The 987-nt window shown below is 77.8% G+C and carries 2 protein-coding genes; one reads left to right on the top strand and one right to left on the bottom strand.

Annotated features, from left to right (window positions below; genetic code table 11):
* Positions 1-680: histidine kinase (locus GTW67_RS19030; RefSeq protein WP_237518929.1), on the bottom strand; the 680-nt coding region annotated here is incomplete at its 3' end.
* On the opposite strand from GTW67_RS19030, the gene GTW67_RS19035 reads away from it, so the two are divergent.
* Positions 679-924, top strand: coding sequence for a WhiB family transcriptional regulator (locus GTW67_RS19035; protein ID WP_161166022.1), 246 nt, complete (start codon positions 679-681; stop codon positions 922-924). The genes GTW67_RS19030 and GTW67_RS19035 overlap by 2 nt on opposite strands.
* The last annotated feature ends 63 nt before the right edge of the window (positions 925-987 follow it).

A 987-nucleotide genomic window follows, 5' to 3' on the forward strand; every position in this document is an offset into this window, starting at 1 on the left:
CGGTGCAGCAGCCGTCCGTCGACGCCGGCGGGATCCGGGGCCGGTGCGGTGTCCGACGGCTCCCAGCGCACCGGGAGCCCCGACTCGGCGGCGCGGGCGACGAGATCCGCCACGCTCTCGCCCGCCGGGGTCAGCGGGGCCGGCTCGTCCGCCTCGCGCAGCACGCCGATGATCCGGTGCAGCCGGTCCGTCGCGTCGGCGGCCGCCGCCCGCAGGTCGGCCGCGGCGGCACGGTGCTCGGCGGCGAGCCCGGGGGCGACCTGGAGGGCACCGGCGCGCAGGGCGATCAGGCTCAGTTCGTGGCCGAGGGAGTCGTGCATGTCCTGGGCGATCCTGGCCCGCTCCCGCAGCCGGGCCCGCTCCTCGGCGTGCCGCTGCTCGTCCTCCAGCCGGGCCGCCCTGAGCCAGCCGGCCTCGGCGAGCGCGCGGCTCTGCCGCCAGTAGCGTCCGCCGAGCCAGGGGAAGACGCAGCCGAACAGCAGCGTGCCGGTCATGACCAGCCACTCCGGGGCCGGGTCCGCGCCGGTCAGCGCGATGCGTGCCGTGCCGGCGACGCCCACCGCGGCGAAGGCGGCCACCGCGGGGCGCGCCCGGGGCGCGCGCAGGCCGAGGAGCAGGGCGAGGACGCCGAGGGCGGGGCCGTAGGAGACGCTGAACAGGGCGGGCACGATCCTGCGCATGCACATCGACACCATCGCGACGCCCGACCTCACCTGGCAGCAGGAGGCGTTGTGCGCGCAGACCGGGGCGGACTTCTTCTTCCCCGAGCCCGGAAGCTCCGTGCGGGACGCGAAGCGGATCTGCGCCCTGTGCCCGATCCGCTCGGCCTGCCTGGAGTACGCGCTGACCCACGACGAGCGCTTCGGCGTCTGGGGCGGACTGTCGGAGAAGGAGCGGCAGGCGCTGCGCCGCGGCTCGCACTGAGCCCGGACCGCCGGCCCCACTGCCGCCCCACCGCCGCCACGCCGTGCCGGGCCCGCCGGCGGC

Source organism: Streptomyces sp. SID5910 (genome assembly GCF_009862125.1).
GTDB lineage: Bacteria > Actinomycetota > Actinomycetes > Streptomycetales > Streptomycetaceae > Streptomyces.